Origin of the sequence: Veillonella montpellierensis DSM 17217 (assembly GCF_000426745.1) — a bacterium.
Lineage (GTDB): Bacteria > Bacillota > Negativicutes > Veillonellales > Veillonellaceae > Veillonella > Veillonella montpellierensis.
Genome location: NZ_AUFY01000040.1, coordinates 1 through 1,224 on the forward strand (window position 1 = coordinate 1; position 1,224 = coordinate 1,224).

General features: G+C 28.5%; 1 protein-coding gene and 1 rRNA gene. Both read right to left on the bottom strand.

Going from position 1 to position 1,224, the window contains the following annotated elements; all coding sequences use genetic code 11:
- Positions 1–179 precede the first annotated feature (179 nt).
- On the bottom strand, positions 180–773 hold the full coding sequence (locus tag K357_RS0107155; protein WP_028258077.1) for a hypothetical protein: 594 nt from the start codon (positions 771–773) through the stop codon (positions 180–182).
- Between the two features lie 360 nt (positions 774–1,133).
- Positions 1,134–1,224: ribosomal RNA gene (rrf, locus tag K357_RS09415) — 5S ribosomal RNA — on the bottom strand; the annotation flags it as partial.

A 1,224-nucleotide genomic window follows, 5' to 3' on the forward strand; every position in this document is an offset into this window, starting at 1 on the left:
TTTTTTCTTGAATTCGTAACTATATTTAGACATAAAAAACCAACCTCCCAATCGTTAGAGTTTTGGTCTAACTTTTTGGGGTCGGTTCACATCAATCATATGTAGAGTGCTTTTATAGATTCATAACTATTACTATCTATATAATTTGATATAAACTGTAATATTATCTTTAAATTATTTTATTTTAATACTAATACATCTGATGTTAATTTTTTCGCAAAATAAGTGTCACAGCATTTATTAAAGGCTCTTTCTGTACTAGATGTACCAGCAGCATTTTCTTTAACCGTTTGTTGATTGAAGAATACATATCGATCTTCAGATGCAGAATAAACAATAGTTGTAAATAATGTTGTTACTTCATATTTAGCACCTACCCAAGAAAGCCATGCTGCTTTTACTTTTTCATCAGTAATTCTTGCATTTGTAAACGCTACATATTGTACTCCCATTTCACGAGCAAAAGCTTTCATATCTGCCTTTTTAGGTAAAAATCCTACACTTGTCTTAGTATCATCAGGAACAATATTATTTTCAATCATATATTGCTGCATCATCATCTGAGCTTGATTAGAATCTGCATATTGAAAACCATATTTCTTTAAAGAATTTTGTAATCCCTCATTTAATTTTTGTTCTGCACTAGAAATATCGCTAACTGCAGCAGGATTTACCCATACCATAGTCACTGCTGATTCTCCTGTAGCATAAGATGTAATTGAAAAAGAAAAAAACATTAAAAGCATTCCTAAAAACATAATAAATTTTTTCATAATACTACTCCTTTCATATATACTAATTATCTACACTATAATAATTTTGATTATAAAAGTCAATAAAATATATAAGAATTATAAAAAAAATATATCACATAATATATTACTAATAGATAATAATGCTATAACTTATATACAACAATAGATAATACTATAATAGAATTTATTAAAATTTAATTATACAATAAAAACAACATATGAGAATGGATCATAAAATTTCTACTATAACCTATATTATGATTTAGTATCTAACTCATTATTGTCATGAACTACATTCACCACAAATAGAAAATACATAAAAATAAACATCATAGCAACACAAAAAAGCACTTACCCAAAGGTAAGTGCTTATCGCTTAATCAGCAACTTCCTATCCTCCCAGGCCGTCGCCAGCCAAGTACTTTCGGCGTTTACGAGCTTAACTACTGTGTTCGAGATGGGAACAGGT

Excerpts from the sequence above, each read along its gene's own strand:
- K357_RS0107155 (WP_028258077.1), bottom strand. The coding sequence starts at position 773 with ATGAAAAAATTTATTATGTTTTTAGGAATGCTTTTAATGTTTTTTTCT.